Annotated in this window: 15 protein-coding genes and 1 pseudogene; 8 read left to right on the forward strand and 8 right to left on the reverse strand. The window is 73.9% G+C overall.

Annotated elements, in window-relative coordinates; all coding sequences use genetic code 11:
* The first annotated feature begins 191 nt into the window (after positions 1–191).
* Both WJ438_RS19590 and WJ438_RS19595 read left to right on the forward strand, forming a co-directional pair.
* Complete coding sequence (locus WJ438_RS19590) at positions 192–2333, forward strand: MMPL family transporter (RefSeq protein ID WP_406726406.1); 2142 nt, start codon at positions 192–194, stop codon at positions 2331–2333.
* Between the two features lie 239 nt (positions 2334–2572).
* A complete protein-coding gene (locus tag WJ438_RS19595) occupies positions 2573–2944 on the forward strand; it encodes a DUF6479 family protein (RefSeq protein ID WP_406726407.1) in 372 nt (123 codons plus the stop codon).
* Between the two features lie 17 nt (positions 2945–2961).
* Here the strand turns inward: WJ438_RS19595 and WJ438_RS19600 are convergent.
* Positions 2962–4661 (reverse strand): annotated as a pseudogene (locus WJ438_RS19600) (glycoside hydrolase family 13 protein).
* 231 nt (positions 4662–4892) lie between these two features.
* Here WJ438_RS19600 and WJ438_RS19605 point away from each other — a divergent pair.
* Positions 4893–5255: an LAETG motif-containing sortase-dependent surface protein gene (locus WJ438_RS19605; protein ID WP_406729741.1), complete on the forward strand. Its 363-nt coding sequence runs from the start codon at positions 4893–4895 to the stop codon at positions 5253–5255.
* Between the two features lie 113 nt (positions 5256–5368).
* Here WJ438_RS19605 and WJ438_RS19610 read toward each other — a convergent pair whose 3' ends face one another.
* The gene (locus tag WJ438_RS19610; protein WP_406726408.1) at positions 5369–6364 is read right to left on the reverse strand and encodes a nucleoside hydrolase; all 996 of its coding nucleotides are present in this window, start codon (positions 6362–6364) and stop codon (positions 5369–5371) included.
* Between the two features lie 216 nt (positions 6365–6580).
* Here WJ438_RS19610 and WJ438_RS19615 point away from each other — a divergent pair, with 216 nt between their 5' ends.
* On the forward strand, positions 6581–7402 hold the full coding sequence (locus tag WJ438_RS19615; RefSeq protein WP_406726409.1) for a hypothetical protein: 822 nt from the start codon (positions 6581–6583) through the stop codon (positions 7400–7402).
* A 26-nt stretch (positions 7403–7428) separates the two neighbouring features.
* Here WJ438_RS19615 and WJ438_RS19620 read toward each other — a convergent pair whose 3' ends face one another.
* A complete protein-coding gene (locus tag WJ438_RS19620; RefSeq protein ID WP_406726410.1) occupies positions 7429–7713 on the reverse strand; it encodes a hypothetical protein in 285 nt (94 codons plus the stop codon).
* Positions 7714–8021: 308 nt separating this feature from the next.
* Here WJ438_RS19620 and WJ438_RS19625 point away from each other — a divergent pair, with 308 nt between their 5' ends.
* Entirely contained in the window at positions 8022–8189 is a 168-nt protein-coding gene (locus WJ438_RS19625; RefSeq protein ID WP_406726411.1) for a hypothetical protein, read from the forward strand.
* On the opposite strand, the gene WJ438_RS19630 is transcribed toward WJ438_RS19625, so the two are convergent.
* The 5 genes from WJ438_RS19630 to WJ438_RS19650 all read right to left on the reverse strand — a co-directional run bounded on the left by WJ438_RS19630 (position 8186) and on the right by WJ438_RS19650 (position 15181).
* A complete protein-coding gene (locus WJ438_RS19630; protein ID WP_406726412.1) occupies positions 8186–9655 on the reverse strand; it encodes an extracellular solute-binding protein in 1470 nt (489 codons plus the stop codon). The genes WJ438_RS19625 and WJ438_RS19630 overlap by 4 nt on opposite strands.
* On the reverse strand, positions 9655–12285 hold the full coding sequence (locus WJ438_RS19635; protein ID WP_406726413.1) for a caspase family protein: 2631 nt from the start codon (positions 12283–12285) through the stop codon (positions 9655–9657). Before WJ438_RS19635 ends, WJ438_RS19630 begins: the two co-directional genes overlap by 1 nt.
* Before the next feature lie 4 nt (positions 12286–12289).
* Positions 12290–12634, reverse strand: coding sequence for a hypothetical protein (locus WJ438_RS19640; RefSeq protein ID WP_406726414.1), 345 nt, complete (start codon positions 12632–12634; stop codon positions 12290–12292).
* Positions 12635–12746: 112 nt separating this feature from the next.
* Positions 12747–13829: a hypothetical protein gene (locus WJ438_RS19645; protein ID WP_406726415.1), complete on the reverse strand. Its 1083-nt coding sequence runs from the start codon at positions 13827–13829 to the stop codon at positions 12747–12749.
* A complete protein-coding gene (locus tag WJ438_RS19650; protein WP_406726416.1) occupies positions 13712–15181 on the reverse strand; it encodes a PP2C family protein-serine/threonine phosphatase in 1470 nt (489 codons plus the stop codon). The genes WJ438_RS19645 and WJ438_RS19650 overlap by 118 nt, the downstream gene beginning before the upstream one ends.
* Positions 15182–15315: 134 nt before the next feature.
* Here WJ438_RS19650 and WJ438_RS19655 point away from each other — a divergent pair, with 134 nt between their 5' ends.
* From WJ438_RS19655 to WJ438_RS19665, 3 genes are all read left to right on the forward strand, one after another.
* Positions 15316–15756 (forward strand): hypothetical protein, encoded by a 441-nt coding sequence (locus tag WJ438_RS19655; protein ID WP_406726417.1) that lies wholly within the window; start codon positions 15316–15318, stop codon positions 15754–15756.
* A 146-nt stretch (positions 15757–15902) separates the two neighbouring features.
* The gene (locus WJ438_RS19660) at positions 15903–16877 is read left to right on the forward strand and encodes a hypothetical protein (RefSeq protein WP_406726418.1); all 975 of its coding nucleotides are present in this window, start codon (positions 15903–15905) and stop codon (positions 16875–16877) included.
* A gap of 97 nt (positions 16878–16974) precedes the next feature.
* Complete coding sequence (locus WJ438_RS19665) at positions 16975–17976, forward strand: endonuclease/exonuclease/phosphatase family protein (RefSeq protein ID WP_406729742.1); 1002 nt, start codon at positions 16975–16977, stop codon at positions 17974–17976.
* Positions 17977–18036 lie beyond the last annotated feature (60 nt).

The raw sequence follows: 18036 nt of genomic DNA on the forward strand, positions 1-18036 counted from the left end.
CGCGTGTGCACCGCGTGCGTACGGCCGGGAGCGGCAACTCCCGGCCGTACCGAGGAAGCACATCGCCCCGGACACACCCATCCCCGACACCACGGCAGGTCGTCACACCCTGTGCGCCGCGGTGCGGATCCCGTGCGCCCCGCGCCGACCGTCGTCGGCCGGCGGTGCACTCCACACGAAGGAGACTACTCATGCGTGCCTTGTTGCAGCGCGCCGCGCGTGCGGCCGGCGGGCGGCGCGGCTGGGGCTCCCCCCTCTGGGGGAGGCTGGTGCTGGTGGCCTGGCTGATCGCGGTCGTCGCGCTCGGCCCGCTCGCCGGGAAGCTCGGCGACGTCGAGGACACCGGCGCCAACGCCCTCCTCCCGCACGGCGCCGAGTCCGCGCGCGTCAACACGGAGCTGGAGAGGTTCCGTACGGACACGATCATTCCCGCCGTCGTCGTCTACACCGGGGCGGGCGCGAAGGAGGCGGCGGACGCCGACCGCGCCGGCCTCGCGCGGTTCGTTCCCGCGGGCGAGGAGCCGGCCGGGCCGATCCCGTCCGAGGACGGCAAGGCACTCATGACGGTGGTTCCGCTGGACAGCGAGGACGACATCATCGCCAAGGTGGACGAGCTGCGTGAGATCGCCGGGGCCGACGCCCCGCCCGGCACCGACGTCGAGGTCGGCGGCCCCGCCGGTTCCCTCACCGACTCGGTCGCGGTGTTCGAAGACCTCGACTCCACCCTGATGATCGCCACCGGCCTGGTCGTGGCCGTGCTGCTGCTCCTCACCTACCGCAGCCCGGTGCTGTGGCTGTTCCCCCTGCTCTCGGTCGGCTTCGCGGCCGTGCTCACCCAGGCCTGCACCTATCTGCTGGCCCGCCACGCCTCCCTGCCCGTCGACCCGCAGAGCGCGGGCGTGCTGATGGTGCTGGTCTTCGGCGTCGGAACCGACTACGCACTGCTGCTCATCGCCCGCTACCGCGAGGAGCTGCACCGCCAGGAGGACCGGCACGCCGCGATGCGGACCGCCCTGCTCCGCTCGGGCCCCGCGATCCTCGCCTCGGCCGGCACGATCGCGGCGGGACTCGCCTGTCTGGCCCTCGCCGACATCAACTCCTCGCGTTCGCTGGGCCTGGTGGGCGCGGTCGGCGTGGTCTGCGCCTTCCTCGCGATGGTCACGATCCTGCCCGCGCTGCTCGTCCTCGCGGGCCGCTGGGTGTTCTGGCCCTTCGTCCCCCGGTACGGCACACCCGCCCGCAAGGCACGCACCGTCTGGTCCCGTATCGGGTCCGCCGTGGCGCTGCGCCCGCGCTGGTCCTGGCTGATGTCGGTCGCGGTCACCGGTGTGCTCGCGCTGGGTGCCACCGGGGTCTCCCTGGGACTCACCCAGGCGGAGAGGTTCCAGGAGAAGCCCGAGTCGGTCGTCGCGCAGGAGCGGATCTCGGAGCACTACCCGTCGGGCGCCTCGGACCCGGCACAGATCATCACCCGCAGCGACCGGGCCGACCAGGTCCGGGCGGCGGCAGCGGAGGTCGCCGGGGTCGCCCGGGTCGAGCCCGGTGGCGACCGCACCCCGGACGGGGAGCTCACCACGCTGTCGGTGGTGCTGGCTAACGCCCCGGACAGCGACGCCGCCAAGGACACCGTCGACGATCTGCGCGACGCCGTGCACGCGGTGGGCGGCGCGGACGCCCTGGTGGGCGGCACCACCGCGGAGAGCCTCGACACCGAGCGGGCCGCCGACCGCGACCTGACGACGGTCGTCCCGGTCGTCCTCCTGGTCGTCCTCGCCGTCCTGGTGTGGCTGCTGCGCGCCCTGGTCGCGCCCGTGCTGCTGCTGGCCACGGTGGTGCTGTCGTACGTCGCCGCGCTCGGCGCCTCCCACCTGCTGTTCGAGCACGTGCTGGGTCATGCGGGCATCGACTGGTCGGTCCCGCTCATGGGCTTCGTGTTCCTGGTCGCCCTCGGGATCGACTACAACATCTTCCTCATGCATCGCGTGCAGGAGGAGGTCGGTCGCCTCGGCCACGCCCGTGGCGTTCTGGAGGGGCTGACCAGCACCGGAGGCGTCATCACGTCCGCGGGCATCGTCCTGGCCGCCACGTTCGCCGTCTTCGCGGGGCTGCCGCTGGTGACCATGGCGCAGATGGGTGTCCTCGTCGGCATCGGCGTCCTGCTGGACACGTTCCTCGTGCGTACGGTCCTGGTTCCCGCCCTCGCCCTGGACCTCGGCCGCTGGTTCTGGTGGCCGGGCCGGCTCTTCCGGGAGCCGCCGCGCACGGAAGGCACCGACGCCGCCGGTCCCGCAGGCATCCCTGTGGGACGGAAGACGGTCTCCCGGCCGGGGTGAGGCGAGTGGGAAGGCCGGGGCCGGGCCCCGAGCTGCACACGTGGGGACGCGACGGCCCGTCCCGGCCTTCCCACTGTCAGCAATCTGTCATGGTACGGGGGCGGCCGCCCGCCGGAACGGCCGAATGAGCACGGGGCGGGGTCGCGCCCGGCCCGGCGCTGGACGCCCACTGAAATCCCCCAAATGGACAAATAACCTATTCAGGTGCTTTATCTCATTTCCTCACCCATAATCGGACCATGAACACGGCACCGTATGAACTGCTGGCCGCGAGTCAGCAAGTACTGAATCTGCTCGTGGCCTTCGTCGGCGGGCTGGTCGTGGCCGGTGCGCTGATCTGGGCCGTACGTGTCGGTATGAAGGTCATGGACCAAGAAGAACACCGCCCCAGCCCCGAGGACCAGCCGAAGCTGCCGGAGACCGGCGCGGTCCGCGAGATGCGGGAGATGCGGGAGCCGGACGAGATACCGATGGTGTCCAGGGACGGCGAACGGCTCATGCCCTACGAGCTTCATCACTCCGCGACCAGAACCGGGAAGGACCAGCAACGGCGGCGCTGGCTGCCCGGATCCAGCGGTGCCTTCGGCAGTGGAGGCCCGGGGCACGTGTGAGCGAACGGCCCCGGGCGTCAGGCGGGCGCGCCCGGCGTCCGGTCGGGGATCAGCCACGCCGTGGTGTCCGGGTCCAGGCTGCCGTCCGTCAGGGGCGCGCTGGACAGCAGGACCTCGCCCGCGGGGAGGGGGACGGGATCGGACGACAGGTTGGTCACGCAGCGCCAGCCGTCGTTGCGGTCGAACCGCAGCACCCCGGCGGGGGTGTCTTCCGCCCAGGTCAGCGCCTCGCCCTCCTGGAGCTTGCGGCGCAGGCGCAGGGCCGCGCGGTACAGCTCCAGGGTCGAGCCCGGCACCCCGTCCCGCGCCTGCACCCCGTCCTGCGCCTCGACGGCGTACGCGCCGAAGCCCGGCGGCTGCGGCAGCCAGGCGCCCCCCGCGCCGAAGCCGTACGACGGTCCGGTCGTCGTCCAGGGCAGCGGCACCCGGCATCCGTCGCGGCCCTTGCGGCCGTGGCCGGTCTGCTCCCAGACCGGGTCCTGGAGGACCTCGGTGGGCAGGTCGGCGACCTCGGGCAGGCCGAGTTCCTCGCCCTGGTAGACGTAGGCCGAGCCGGGCAGCGCCAGCATCAGCAGGGTCGCCGCGTGGGCCCGGCGCAGCCCGGCGGCGGTGTCGACGGCCGGGATGTGTCCGCCGGACAGCAGCCAGGCGTTGTCGTCCGTGCCCGGCGGCAGCATCAGGCGTGAGGTGTGGCGTACGACGTCGTGGTTGGAGAGCACCCAGGTCGCCGAGGCGCCGGCCGCTCGGGCCGTCGCGAGCGAGTCGGTGATGACCTGGCGGAGCACCTCCGCATCCCAGGGAGCTTGCAGGTACTCGAAGTTGAAGGCCTGGCCCAGTTCGTCCGGCCGGGCGTACAGGGCGCGCCGGACGCCGGGGACCCAGGCCTCCGCGACGGCCGTGCGGGGCGGGGAGTAGGCGTCGAGGATCTTGCGCCAGTCGCGGTAGATCTCGTGCACCTCGTCACGGTCGTAGAACGGGTGGGTGCCGGGCGGGAACCCGGTGAGGGCGGCCTCGCCGCTCGGTTCGCGGGCGCCGAGGTCGCGCAGCGGCTCGCCCAGGTCCTTGGCGAGAGCGTGCGCGACATCGACGCGGAAACCGTCCACCCCCCGGTCGGCCCAGAACCGCAGGGTGGTGCGGAAGTCGGCGCGGACGTCCTCGTTCGCCCAGTTCAGGTCGGGCTGTTCGGCGGCGAAGAGGTGCAGGTACCACTGTCCGTCGGGCACCCGCCGCCAGGCGCTGCCGCCGAAGACGGACTGCCAGTCAGTGGGCGGCTGTTCGCCCCGCGGACCGCGTCCGTCGCGGAAGACGTAGCGCTCGCGGGCCGGGGAGCCGGGCCGGCGCGCAGCGCCTCCTGGAACCAGACGTGCTGGTGGGAGGTGTGGTTGGGGACGACGTCGACGATCACCTTGAGGCCCAGGCGGTGGGCCTCGGCGACCAGCGCGCCGAAGTCGTCGAGGGTGCCGAGGCGCGGGTCGACGTCACGCGGATCGGCGACGTCGTAGCCGCCGTCGGCGAGCTCGGAGGGGTAGAACGGGCTCAGCCAGAGGGCGTCCACGCCCAGGGTGGCGAGGTGGGTGAGGCGCCGGGTGATGCCGCGCAGGTCGCCGAGACCGTCGCCGTCGGCGTCAGCGAAGCTGCGGGGATAGACCTGGTAGACGACGGCCTGCCGCCACCAGTCGGGGTGGCGCGAGGAGAGGTCGGGCGCGGCGTCGGACAGAACGCCTGTGACGGGTGCGGCCGGAGCGGAGGTCGGCGGGGTCGGCCGGGGGCGGGCGGATTGATGCGGTCGGTCACGCGGTCTCCTCCGGACGGGTGCGGATGACAGCATGAATCTGTCCAGAACACCGTGAAAGTGAACACACGGGCGGAGCGGAGGCATTCCTTCCCTGTGTGACGGAGGCGTGAAGAGCATGCAACTCCCCATGCTTCGCAGCAGGCTGACAGACTGATCGCGGCCTGGAACGGCGGCACGAAGGACTGCACCGCCGACACCCCGCCCGAGGAGCAGGCCCCCGAGCCGTCCACCTCCGCGCCGGAGCCGTCCGAGCCCGCCGAGGACACCACTCCGCCGGCCTCCGGGGCGCCGGGCGAGCCGTCCACGACGCCCAGCACCGACGCACCCACCCAGTCCCCCTCCGAGCCGGCCACCGAACCGGGGGCCTCGCCGAACGGCGGCAGCGACAACCTCGCGGAGACCGGCGCCGACAGCAACACCGGCCCGTTCGCGATCGGCGCGGCGGTCCTGCTGGCAGGCAGCCCGGCGCTCGTCGTGGCCACCCGCCGCAAGCGCACCGGCACCAGCAGCCAGTAGCCAGTAGCCGGCAGCGCCCGCATACGCGCCCGGCCCGTCCCCCGCGGGCCGGGCGTCCGGGTTCGGGGGCAGCACCGCGGAGGCGGCAGAGGTGTCTGCGACGGACAGCGGGCCTACTGCCGTGCCCCGGGCCCGCCTCCCGCGACGGTCGCCAGGTAGAGCGTCACGTAGCGCTGTACGTCCACGTCCAGCCCGACGTCCACCAGGCACTGCTCGCGCGTGCCCTCGTGCAGTTCGGACTCGCCGATACGGGGGCGGCGGTCGACCACGGTCTGGCCGCGGGCCGGGCCGGGGCCGAGGGAGACCTCGACGGGGAGCCGGTGGGTGGTCAGGCCCTCCGGGTCGGCGACCGCGCACAGCGCGCCCGCGTCGCCGAGCCCGCCCGCGTCCTCGGTGGGGTCGCCGGGGGCGCTGCCGGGGGTCGCGGGCCGGTGGGCCAGCAGGTCGCCGGCCAGTCGGGCTCCCGATTCGGTGCTCGCGCGCAGCCTGCGCACCTCGGCCGCCGGGACGACGACCCGGTGGAACACGTCCAGGCCGTACATCGTGATCGGCACCCCCGCGGTGAGCAGGATCGCGGCGGCCTCCGGATCGTGCCAGACGTTGAACTCGGCCACCGGGGTGGCGTTGCCGGCGCCGGCCGCGCCGCCCATGAACACGATCCGCTCGATGTTGCGGGTGACCTCGGGATGCGTCCGCAGCAGCAGCGCGATGTTGGTCAGCGGGGCGGTGGGCACCAGGGTGACCGGGCGCGGGGAGGCGAGGATCTCGCGGCGCAGCAGGGTCACCGCGTCCACGTCCACCGGGGTGCGCCGCGGGGCGGGCAGGCCGAGGTCGCCCATCCCGTCGTGGCCGTGGACGTGCCGTGCGGAACGCGGGGCCTCGATCAGCGGGCGCTCGGCGCCCCGGGCGACCGGAATGCCGGGCGCGCCCGCCTGCTCCAGCACGGTGAGCGTGTTGCGGACGACGCCGTCCACGTCCGTGTTGCCGGCCACACAGGTCACCGCGCGCAGGTCGATCCCCCGGTGGCGGACGGCGAACAGCAGGGCCAGGGCGTCGTCGACACCCGTGTCGCAGTCGATGATCACCGGGATGGGCGGGCCGTTCGTCACGGCGCGGACTCCTTCGGGGCGCGGGGTCGGGGAAGGTCAGGGGCGGGAAGAGAGCGGGAAGGGAGCGGGAAGGGGACGGGGACAGTTTCCCCGCGCGCTCACCCGGACGGACCGCCGCGCTGGTGGGGCTGGCGGCTCGGTGGTGCCGTAAGAGCACGTCCCGACCCTGGGCAAGCAGAACACAGCAGCAGCCCGGCTCCACCAGGAGGCACCTCGATGACGCACGCCCAGGCCGCCGCCCGCGCCCTTCTCGCCTCCGCGCTGTCGGTGTCCGCGCTGCTGACCACGGCCGCCTGTTCCGTCGGCGGCCAGGGCGGGGCCGGGAGGGTGGTGCCCCCGTCCGTCTCCGTCCCGGCCTCGTCCTTGGCCCCGCCGTCCTCCGCCGTGCCGGCCGCCGAGCAGCCCTCCGCGTCACCGGCCGACGCCGGGCTGAGCGAGGAGCAGGTCCGGGCCGCGCTGATCACGGAGACGGACCTGGGGCAGCCCTGGGTGCCGACGCGGGGCGTGGCGACCTGGCGGGACGGGCTGCTCAAGGCGAGCACGGAGAACGCCGACTGCCGGCGCCTGCTCGACGTCCTCTACACCGAGGAGCTGTTCGGCACGCCGACCGGACCGCAGGCCGTGGTCACCCTGGACGACGCCTACAACGGCGCCCAACTGCGGTACCAGGTCGCCGCGTACCGGCCCGCCGACGTGGACCGCACGCTGAAGTGGCTCGGCGGACTGCCGGAGAAGTGCGGGGAGTTCAAGGCGACGACCAAGCGGGACGGCGTGCAGGAGGTCGAGGTCGACGCGTTGCGGCTGTCGGAGACCGGGGACGCGCGGCAGGCGCTGCGGGTCAGCATGACCGGCGAGACGCCCGACGGGGAACCGACGCATCTCACCCTGGACGTCGCGATGGTCCGCATCGGCGAGGACACCATCACCCTCACCAACGGCGGCTTCGGCGAGGTTCTGTCCGAACTCACGCAGGTGGTCGCGGAGTTCGGGGCGGACCGGCTGACGGAGATCAGGAAGCAGGGGCGCGCACAGGCCTGACCGCGGTTCCGGCCACCCGGTACCACTCAGCCCAGACGGTCCACGGCCTCCTTGGCCTCGGCCAGGCTCGCCCCGGTGGCGTCGCGGTACGCCTTGACCACCCGGATCGTCTTGCCCTCCCGCACGAGCGCGACGCTCTCGTCCCGGCCCGGAACCTCCTCGCGCAGCTCCAAGTGCTCGAGTACGAGGTCGAACCTGTGTTCGACACGGGCGACACGGCGGTCGGCCCGGGAGATGTTTCCCTGGAGGGTGATGACGCCGAGGAGCACGACGCCGAGGAGAATGAGCACGGCCACGTCCTCGTCAGGCACTTTGGGCAATCGGGCGCCCGGCCATACGCCCACGGGGCTCCCGCTCAGACCGGTGGCTGGGCCGGGGCCGGGCCCAGGGTCGTGGTGCCCGGGGCCGTGCGGTGGCCGAGACCGGTGCGGTAGGCGTCCAGCGCGGCTTCGGCGCGGCCGGTGCGGCGAGGCAGATCGCCGAGGAGGCGGCACAGGTCGGCCAGGTCGCCGGCCGCGCCCGCCCGCTCCAGCCTTGCAGCCCTTGCCGTCCGAGTCCGCCAGCCCCTAGGTTGAAGCGCGGATTGAACCGCTCAACCCATCGCTGTTGCGAGGTCGCCGTGCTGGAACGCATTCGCACCACCAGGCGTTATGCCAGAGGCTTCGTCGCGGCCGTCGCCGCGGTCGCCGCACTGGTCCTGGCAGCCAATGCGGGCCCGGCCAAGGCCGCTCACCCCGAGGAGTCGGAGCAGCGCACCACGAACCCGGTGAAGGCCGCCGTCCGCTAGGGCCTGCCCGGCGAATCAAGCCGGCTCGCGGCCCTCAGTGCGGCAGGGCCTTGCGCAGGGCCGCGTCCAGCCGTTCGGCCAGCTCCTCGTCCGTGGGCACGTCGTCGCCGTGCAGCGGGGCGAGCCGCGCGATGAACGTCTGGGTGAGCGCGCCGTACAGCGGGGTCCTCGGACGGTGGACCGCTTTCTCCAGGGCCTGGCAGGAGGATGTCGCGGGCATAGGCGGGGCGGCCCTCCCCGTCCCGCGGGGCCGGGTCGGCGCCCTCGCCCGTGGGGGACGCGGAGGGCGCGGGGGCGACCGCGGCGCACCGCACGCCGTCGTCCTCGTAGGCCGAGACACGCGTCGCCGCGAAACCCGCGTCCAGCAGGCAGCGCTCGCTCTCCTTGCCGGTGAGGAACCGGATCAGGTCGGCCGCCTTGTCCTTGCGCTGTGACACCCCGGTCACCGCGAGGTTCTGGCCGCCGAGCACCGCCCGGCCGGGCAGCGGGACGACGCCGAGCCGCTCCTCGGAGAAGGTCCGGTACAGGGTGCGGTACTCCGACGGCCAGTGCCGCAGGAACGCGGTGCGGCCCTCGACGAAGTCGCTCAGCGAGGCGGCCTCGTCGGACTCGGCGGCGTCCTGGAGGGTGTACGCCGTCTCCGTGCGGCGGCGCAGCTCCGCGATCCCGTCGGTCAGGTCGTCGACGTCGGCGGCGTAGCGGCCTTCCTCGTCGACCAGCTCGAGGTCCGGCACCGCGGAGGCGAACGCCTCGACCGCGTTGACCGTACGGCCCTCGTAGGCGGCGAGCTGGGTGGTCCAGCCCTTCTCGTAGACGTCGGCGGCGGGGCGGGCGTCCAGGATGTCGATGAGGCCCCGCAGCTCGTTCCAGGTGAGGTCGGCGCCGAGGTCGGGCCGCTCGACGTCGGCCCGCTCCAGGTAGTCGCGCCGGTAGTACAGCAGACCGACGTCGCTGTTGAACGGCACCGCGTACACCTTCCCGTCCCACCGGGCCGTGCCGGCCACCGACGGGATGATGTCGGGGTCGACCAGGTCGTGCGGCAGCGGCTCGATCAGGTCGGCGGTGGCGAACTCCGGCACCCAGGTGACGTCCAGGTTGACCACGTCGTAGTCGGCGCTGCGGGACTGCAGGGCGGCGAGCAACTGGCTGCGCTGCTCGTCGGCGCTGCCGGGGAGCTCGACCAGGCGGGCCCGGAAGCCGGAGTTCTCCCGCTGCTGACGCTGGTTCCAGGCGTCGATGAGCTGCTGGCGTATGCCGTTCTTGCCGGTGACGTCCCGGCCGCTGGCGACCACGATGACGCCTTCCATGTCGCCCGAGGCGGACACGGTGGGGCCGCCGTCGACGCCGCCCGCGCCGGCGTCCGTACCGCCGGTGCAGGCGGCGACGGCGACCAGCAGCAGGACCGTCAGCAGAGCCGGCCACAGGACGGGCGTCCGGGTCGGTGGGGCGGTGAGCCGTCCGGTCATCAGCCTGTCCCCGTTCCGGTGCGTGCCACCTCGTCGCGCAGGGCCGCGCCCAGGTCGTCGCCGGCGTCCAGACAGCGCCCGTCACTCGCGTCGGCGATCCGGCGGTCCGCCCGGTTCCGGTCGCAGCCGCCGTTCGCCAGGGACACCACGGTCACCGGGACGTCGGATATCCGCGCCGCGGCGAGGATGTCCTCCCGGCGGTCCCCGCCGAGCTCGTCGCTGTCCTCACCGTCCGTGATGTACACGATCAGCCGCGGGCGGCTGTCGGCCGCGGGCTGCTCCATCTCCTCGAACGCGGCGTGCAGGGCGGCGTGCGGGTCGGCCGCGGCGTCCCGCACCCGGGCCCGGGCGCCGAGGGCGCGCTCGGCGTCGGCCCGCCGGTGCCGGGCGAGGGGCAGCAGCGTCTCGTACGCCCGGTCCCCGGTGTTCGCCACCGCCCACACGCCGTACTCGTCCTCTTCGCCGAGTCCGCCCAGCGACTGCTTCAGCAGTCCGGGAGCGCCGCTCGCCCCCTTCCACAGCTCCCTCATCGAACCGGAGCTGTCCAGCAGGTACAGCACCCGCCCCGGACCGCCCGCCTTCCGGTACTCCTCCAGTGCCTCCTCCATCGCGTCCCGCCCGGCGAACCGGTCGAGCCCGGTGGGCTGGGGCAGCATGCCGTCGGTGCCCTTCCCCGGGTCCATCAGCTTCCATTCGTAGGGGGCGCGGAAGCCGTCGCGGGCGAACACCTCGCGGCCCTGCTCTCCGGTCAGCCAGTCCTGGAAGGCGGCGACCGACGTGTCGCGGGCGCTCTCGTCCCGGTCGGCGCCCTGCCAACGGATGCGCACGAACACCGGTGCCACACCGGGGACGTCCTCGGGGTACTGGGCGATGCGCGCGGTGCGCGTGGTGCGGTCGCAGCCGACACCGCTGCGCATCAGGAACTCGGGGACCAGGGCGGCGGTGTGGTCGTCCACCTCATCCTTGTCGGGCAGGGTGCACAACAGTTCGGCGGCCGTGGGGGAGGGCGGGCCCGCCTGGGCGACCAGGTGTTCGGCGGTGAGGGGGGACGCGTTCCCGGCGTACAGACCGATCGTGGCGAGGAGTCCGACGTCGGTGAACTCGGGGTCGGGGCGCTGCACCCGCGCTTTCTCGTCGCGCTCGGCCAAGTCGCTGATCATGCGGTTCAGGGTCAGGCCGGTACGGGTGTCCACGTCCTTGCCTGCGATGTCCTCCGGGACGGCCAGCACGACCGGGGAGTAGGCCAGGGGCTCGTCGGCGGCCTCCGGAACGGCCACGGCATTGGTGTCCTGGCCGGCCACGACCCGGGCGAAGTCGGCGCGGGAGGCGGGAATCCAGATGTCCGGCTGCGGCCCGATGTCCCGCTGCGGGTTGGTCTCCTCGTCATGGGGCTCCTGCCAGGCCCCGGTCTGCTCACGCAGCGCGGTGACGACGTCGGAGGAGCCCGCGCTGTAGACCGTGATGCCGGTGCGCCGGCAACCGTCGTCCGTGGTGTTCGCCTTCGAGGTCAGATGGGCGTCGGCGGCGGTCCGGATCGTCCGCTCCAGGTCCGGGTCGGCCAGGACGCGCAGCTCCAGAGCTGGGGCACAGGCGGTGCCGCCGCCCCGGACGTGTCCGATGAGTCCGATCACGCCGTAGGTGCCGGCGACGAGCAGGGCGAGGACCAGGAGGCCGAGGAGGGCGGTGAGAGGGGCAGGGGCCCGCGAGGACGCGGGGCCGCGGGCGCCGGGCATGGACCTTGAGGTGGGCCTTGACGTGTCGACGGCGTCGTCCGCACCGGGTCCCTCCGAGGGCTGCTCCGGGTCTTCCGCCTCCCTCACCTCTCCCGTCTCCCCCACCGGTGGGGCCGGTGGGGCCGGTGGGGCCGGTGGGGCCGGTGGGACCGGGCCGCCCGGCTTCGCCATCAGCAGGACGTCCTCGGCGGGTTCCGCGCGCCACTGCGGCTCCCACTTGTCACCGCGCAGGGTGCGGTGGCGGCGGGCGGCCATCCGTTTCCTTATCCGCTCGGAGAGATCCAGGAAACCCGTCTCGCCCTCCTCGTCGAGGAGCCGTACGAGTTCGGCGGTGAACGGCGTCGGGGTCCGCGGCTTGCCCGCGTCGATACGGTGGTTGGCCTGCACGCTCATCAGCAGGAGTATGCGGTGCTTGTCGCTCAGGGTCTCCCGGATCCAGGCCGCGTTACCCGCGAAGCAGCAGTCCAGGATCACCACGATCCGCCGGGCCGGGCTGGTGGCCAGCACCGCCAGCACGGTGGTGAATGTCTCCGCGCCCGGGAACACCGCTGTCCCACCCGCGACCACGCTCGCGTTGCGCATCTGCAGGAACAACTCGTCGCCGGCGCTGGGGATGGCGCCGTGCCCGGCGAAGTAGAGCAGCAGCACCCCCTCGGTCCTCTCGGCGGCCGAGCGCAGCGCCCGCCCGAACTCATCCTGGGAGGGCGAGTGGGCGACCGTGATCTCGTGCTCGCCGAACACCCGCCCGCGCGCCAGCACTTCGCGCAACCGGTTCACGTTGTGCTTGACGGCGGGGAGGTTGCCGGGCACACCGTGCGGCGGATCCGTGAGGTCGTACTCGGACACACCGACCAACAGCGCCCTGTTGGCGGACCCACGCGGGTCGAGACGGGTCACCGGCCTACCTGTCGTCGAGGTTCACCGGTTCGACTCTGCCCACCGGCGGTTCGCCGTCCTCGACGTCGCGCCGGTTGGCCCGCCAGGCCGAGACGGCCTTCTTGACCTGTTCCAGCAACTCCGTGAAGACCGCGCCCGCGCCCGCGCCGACGATCAGGACGACGATGTCCATGCCGAGGCCCATCGGGGATCCGGTCTCGTCCGTCCTCGGCCGCTCCTGGATCTGCAACTCGCCCGCGCGCAGCAATTCGTAGAGCGGTTTCTCCCGCTCCAGCCACTTGCGCAGCGCCCCGACGTCGTTCTCGCTCGCCCTACCGTCCAGCCGTACCCGAATACCCTGGTTGGCCATGCTGTCCCCCTCAGCCACAACTCACCATCATCACACCGCCGTTGCTCCAGGGGGAGGGTTCGTCAGCAGCTTTGGCCAACCGGCTCGGCGCGGGCTGTCCGGCGCGGAATGTTCAGCTCTGCGTCTGCAACTGGCTCAGCTGCCGCCGCACATGGTCCAGGGCACCCTGCTGCCGTCCGGGTACGCGGATACGCAACTCCGCCAGCAGCGGGCCGAGTTCGCGGGCCCTTACCGGGTCTTCGATCCGACCCCACTGGTGGTGCGCCCGGTCCACGGCCGTCTCGACGACGGACGCGTCCACCGCCTGGCCGGTGTTCAGCCGTGCGGCGGCCACCGTCAGCCAGGTACGGCAGCTGAGCGCCGCGTCCCCGGCCAGCATCGCCAGATCGGCACGGACCTCGGTCCAGTGCAGCGCCTCCTCGGAGGCGGGCCCGTACGCGAGGACGGCACTGCGCTCGTGGCGCGCGGCGAGCGCGTCGGCGTCCACGTGGCGGCCGGACCGCACGGCCGCCGTGATGGCCGCGTGCGGGTCCCCCGGGGCGGGCCCGGACCCGCGCCGCGCCAGTACGAGACCGGGGTGCGCACTCTCCGCGGCGACCCGGGTCAGCGCCCGCTGGTGCAGTTCCTCGTTCGACGGGCGCCGTCCGCTGCGCAGCAGTGTCGCGACCGCCTTCATGTACGCCGGTGCCGCGACCGTACGACGGGAGGGCGGCGGCGCGACGCGGCCGTACACGGCGGTGTCGCGGCCGGAGTCGAGCGCGAGCGGCGCCGGGACCGGCACCGGGGCCTGCGGGCCGGACTGCTGGTGGGGCAGCAGCCCCGGTGCCTGCGGGGAACTCAGTGCCTGCCAGGCCTCCGGGCCCGCGTGCAGGTCGAGGATCAACGTCGTGGCGCCCGCGGGCCGCAGCCGCAGCTCCTCCCGGAACCAGTGCCACGGGAACGCCGTGTAGCGCACGGTCGACGCGGTGGTGCGGGCCAGCGCCAGATGGGGCAGGCGCTGGCGGCGGTCGAGCACCAACTGTCCGGTGACGTACGCGGTGAGCGGTCCGGGAGCGGTCGCGGCGGCGCGCAGCCGGGTCAGGACGGCCTGCGGCTCGAGCGGGTCGGCGAGTTCGACGACGTTCGCGGTGTCCGTGCCGGACAGCACGGCGGGCGGTACGGCCGCGAGGACGGGAAGCACCGACGCCGCGTCCACCAGCCGCCCCCGCCCCAGCGGCGAGGCCGCCAGCAGCAGCACGGTCCCGGGCGTGGTTCCTGACACGGTTCCCTCCCTCTGCCGATCACCCTGTCGATCACCCAGGCCAGCACCGTAACCGCTGAGGCCCCCGCCGGGGGCCTCAGATCCGTGAACGTCCCCCTTCGGGGCGTTCGCCCGGGCGCGCGGATCCGGCGGACGGCGAAGACGGTCGTGTCGTCGGCCAGCCGGCCGCCACTGTGCCGGAGTGTCCCCTCCCGCACGAAGGCGGCCAGCCGGGCCGGTTCGGCGAGGTTCGGGTCCCGCGTGACCGCCCGCGCCACCTCCTCGGCGAGCCGGTAGAACGCCCCGTGGGCATTCCGCGCCTCGGTCACCCCGTCGGTGACCAACAGCAGCGTCTCGTCGGCGGCCAGCGACAGCCGGTGCACGCGCGCCGGAGTGGGGTCCAGCTCGCGCAGACCCAGCGGAAGGCCGCCGGTCACGGGCAGCGACCGTACGCCGCCGGCACGCACCACCAGCGGCGGTTCGTGGCCGAAGACGACGGCCTCCACCGTGTCGGAGCGGCCCGCGGGGAAGCCCAGCAGCACGGCGGTGGCGAAGCGGTCGACATCGGTCCGGCCGAGGGCCCTGGTGTAGTCCCGGTGACGCAGCATCCGCTCCTCCAGGCGCTCGGCGACGGCCGTCAGCTCCGGCTCGTGACTGCTCGCCTCGCGAAATGTGCCGAGCAGCACCGACGCCGTCTCGACCGCGCCCAGCCCCTTGCCCTGGACGTCCCCGACGAGGACCCGGGTGCCGTACGGGCCCGGCTGGATGTCGTAGAAGTCACCGCCGACCCGGGCACCGACGTCCGCGCTGAGGTAGACGCCGGCGTGCTCCAGGCCGCCCCAGAGCGGTGGCAGGGGGCGCAGTACCGTACGGCGGACCGTGTCGGCGACGTCCCGCATGTGCAGCGCGCGGCGCTCGCCGCGCACCCGGACCACGCACGCCAGCGTCGCCAGGCCGCCGCCGACGGTGACGAGGATGAAGTCGGGCAGCCCCGTCTGGAACTCGTGCGGCCAGGCACTGTCCACGAGCACGAAGGTGCCGACGGCGAGCACCGCGAACACGGCTGTGCCCCACACCCCGCAGGTCGCTGCGGCGATGCCCGGCACCAGCACGATCCAGGAGATGATCCGGAACTCGCCGATGGTGTGGTAGTCGGCCACCGCGATGGCGACCAGCAGCAGGAGCGGGGGCACCCAGGCGACACTGCGTCCTCGTACGCGCAGCAGTTCGTACCGGTGCACGGCGTCCCTGCGACCGGCCCGGGAGTACCGGTCGTGCCGGTGGTGTCCCCTGCTGCCCTGACGCACCGCCCCAGCGAAGCACGCGGCCACACGGCACGCATCCGGTCGGTGGAGCCGTATCCGGTCGGTACGCCGACTTGCCGCCGGTCCCGCACCGGTGTGCTCTGGAGGAGGAAGCGAGCAGGGAGAGGAGCACTCTCATGGCTCATGCGGCACCCGGACCTCGGGCCCCGAGCAGGCGGCCCGGCGCGATCCACGTCTTCAGCGACCGGGCCCACAGCGCCGCCAAGCTGGCGGTGCCCGTCGTCCTCGGGCTCGTCTACGGCTACTGGGCGGCGGCCCGCGCCCGCGACGGCGGGCCCATCACCGGCGGGAACCTCCTGTTCGGGTTCCTCACCGCGCTGGTGTTCGCCGTCCTGTGCGCGGTCCTGCTGAGAGTCGCGCCGAAGCTGCGCCGCGAAATGCACGCGGTGCTGTGGGGCGGCTTCGCCGGCATCGCGGTCGGTTTCCTCGTCAACCAGGCCGGCACGAGCGTGCTGCGGTCGACGGTGCTGGGGCTGGCGACCGCGGCGGGCGTCTTCGCGTTCCTGTTCTACCGCTACTCCACGCACGAGGACGCGGAGGGCCATCCCCTCGAGTGACCGAGTGACGCGGCCTCCTCGTTCGCCTCCGCGGCCTCCTTCGCCGCGGCCTCCGGTCCGGCATCGCGGGCGCCGGGCACGGGGCGGGTACTCCGGATGCCCGCCCTGCGCTCGCACGTCCGGCCCCCGGCACCTTGGCTGGAGAGATGCCTCCCGCCGCCGAACCGCCCCGCCGCGAACCGCCCCGCCGCGAGCCGACCCCCGCACGCCTGCGCAACGCCCTGTCGGCGGCGCTCGTCGCCCTGGCGTGCCTGCTCGCGCCCTGCGGCGCGCTCGCGGCCTGGGCGGCGTACGGGCTGGCCGACACCGGACGGTACGTCCACACGATGGCGCCGCTGGCCGCCGACCCCCACGTACGCGACGCGGTCGCCGAGGCCGTCGGGGACGAGGTCCTGCGGGAGCTGGACGCGGGGCCGGCGCGCAGCACGTTCGAGCCGTTCGTACGCGACGCGGTCCGCTCGTTCACCCGCACCGAGGTGTTCGCCACGGCGTGGGAGGCGGGGAACCGGGCCGTCCACGACGCCGTCCTGCACGCCCTGCGCGACGAGCGGGCGGCCCCCGGCCCGGTCACCGTCGACCTCGCGCCCGTCACCGCCCGGGTGAAGCAGCGACTCACCGCCGATCACGTGCCGTTGGCCCAGCGCATTCCGGTCCGGCACACCGAGATCGCGGTGGTGCCGGCGGAGGAGGTGGCCGGGCTCCGGAAGGGGTACCGCGTGCTGGACGCCGCCGCCTTCCCTCTGCCGTCGGCGACCGTCGTCCTGGCCGTCGCCGGGGTCGCCGTCGCCGTCCGCCGCCGCCTCGCGGTCACCGTGACCGGGCTGGGCATCGCGCTGGGCGGCGGTCTGCTGGCCGTCGCCGTCGCCATCGGCCGCCACCTCACGCTGGCCGACCTGCCCGAGCGGGCCCCCCGCCCCGCGGCGGGCGTGGTGTACGACGCCCTCACCGCCACCTTGCGCACCGCGTCCTGGCTGCTGCTCGCGCTGGGTCTGGCGGTGGCCCTCGCCTCCTGGCTGACCGGGCTCCGCGGTGGTCGCACCGCCCGGCGCGGCGGCCGTGCCCTGCGGCGCCGTGGGGCGACGGCGCCTCCCACGGCCGCCCCGCCCCGGGCGCGGGTCTGAGCACGGATCGCCGCAACCTCCCGTCGTGCGCCCTCGTCCTTGAGGGAGGATCCCAGTACCTCCCAGTACATCCCACCCGCGAGCGGAAGGCCGGACGTTGGACACTGCGACTGCCGAGTGGACGGCCATCGAGGACGGCGCCGGACGCCGCGGCGGCGGGCGGCGGTTCGGCGCGTGGTGTGCGGCCCTGCTCTTCGCCGGGGTGAGCGTCGTCGTCGGCTGCCGGGCCGTCGGCACCGACGGCGTCACCCCCGTGCCCCAGTTGCTCGCGTTCCTGCCCTGGCTGCTCGTACCCACCGCCACCGGGCTGCTGTTCACCGTGCTCGCCCGGTGGTGGACCGGCGCGGTGTGGGGCGTCGCCCTGCTCGGGCTGCTGGCCTGGTTCATCGAGCCGTACGGGAAGACCGGCGCGCCCGTCGGGCCGCCCGTCGCCGAACTGCGGGTCATGACCTCCAACGTCGAGTTCGGCCGGGCCACCGACGGGCTGGTCGCCGCCGTGCTCCGGGAGGAACCCGACCTGGTGTTCGTCCAGGAGTGCGAGTACACCTGCGACGCGGTGCTGAAGCGGGAGCTGACGGCCGCCTATCCGCACCGGCAGGCCGTGGCGGGCGGCGGCTCCGAGGGCTCCGTCCTCCTCAGCCGCTTCCCGCTCAAGGGCGCCGGCGGCGTCCCCGGCACCATGGGCATGCCCGGCGCCGTCGCCGACGTCGACGGGCACGCGGTACGGCTCCAGCTCGCCCACCCCGTGCCGCCGCTCCCCGGCCAGGTGGACGTGTGGCAGCGCGAGCTCGGCAGGCTGCGCGACGCGGCCGCCGCGGACCGGACGACCCCGACGGTGCTCGCCGGGGACTTCAACGCCTCTCAGGACCACGCCGCCTTCCGGCACATCCTCGACACGGGCCTCAGCGACGCCGCCCGGCTGGGCGGCTCGCACCGGGTTCCGACCTGGCCGACCAGGACCACTCCGACGTTCGGCGCCCAGATCGACCACGTGCTGGTGTCCGAGCGGTTCACCGCGGACCGGGCCCGCTTCCTCGACCTCGCCGACACCGACCACCGCGCGCTGGTCGTCGACCTGACGCTGCGCCGCGGCGACTGACCCGGGCCGGCCCCACCACGCCCCGAGGCGGACGGGGTGCGGGCCCCCGCGGGGGCCCGC

It is taken from the genome of Streptomyces sp. GD-15H (assembly GCF_045291515.1).
Lineage (GTDB): Bacteria > Actinomycetota > Actinomycetes > Streptomycetales > Streptomycetaceae > Streptomyces.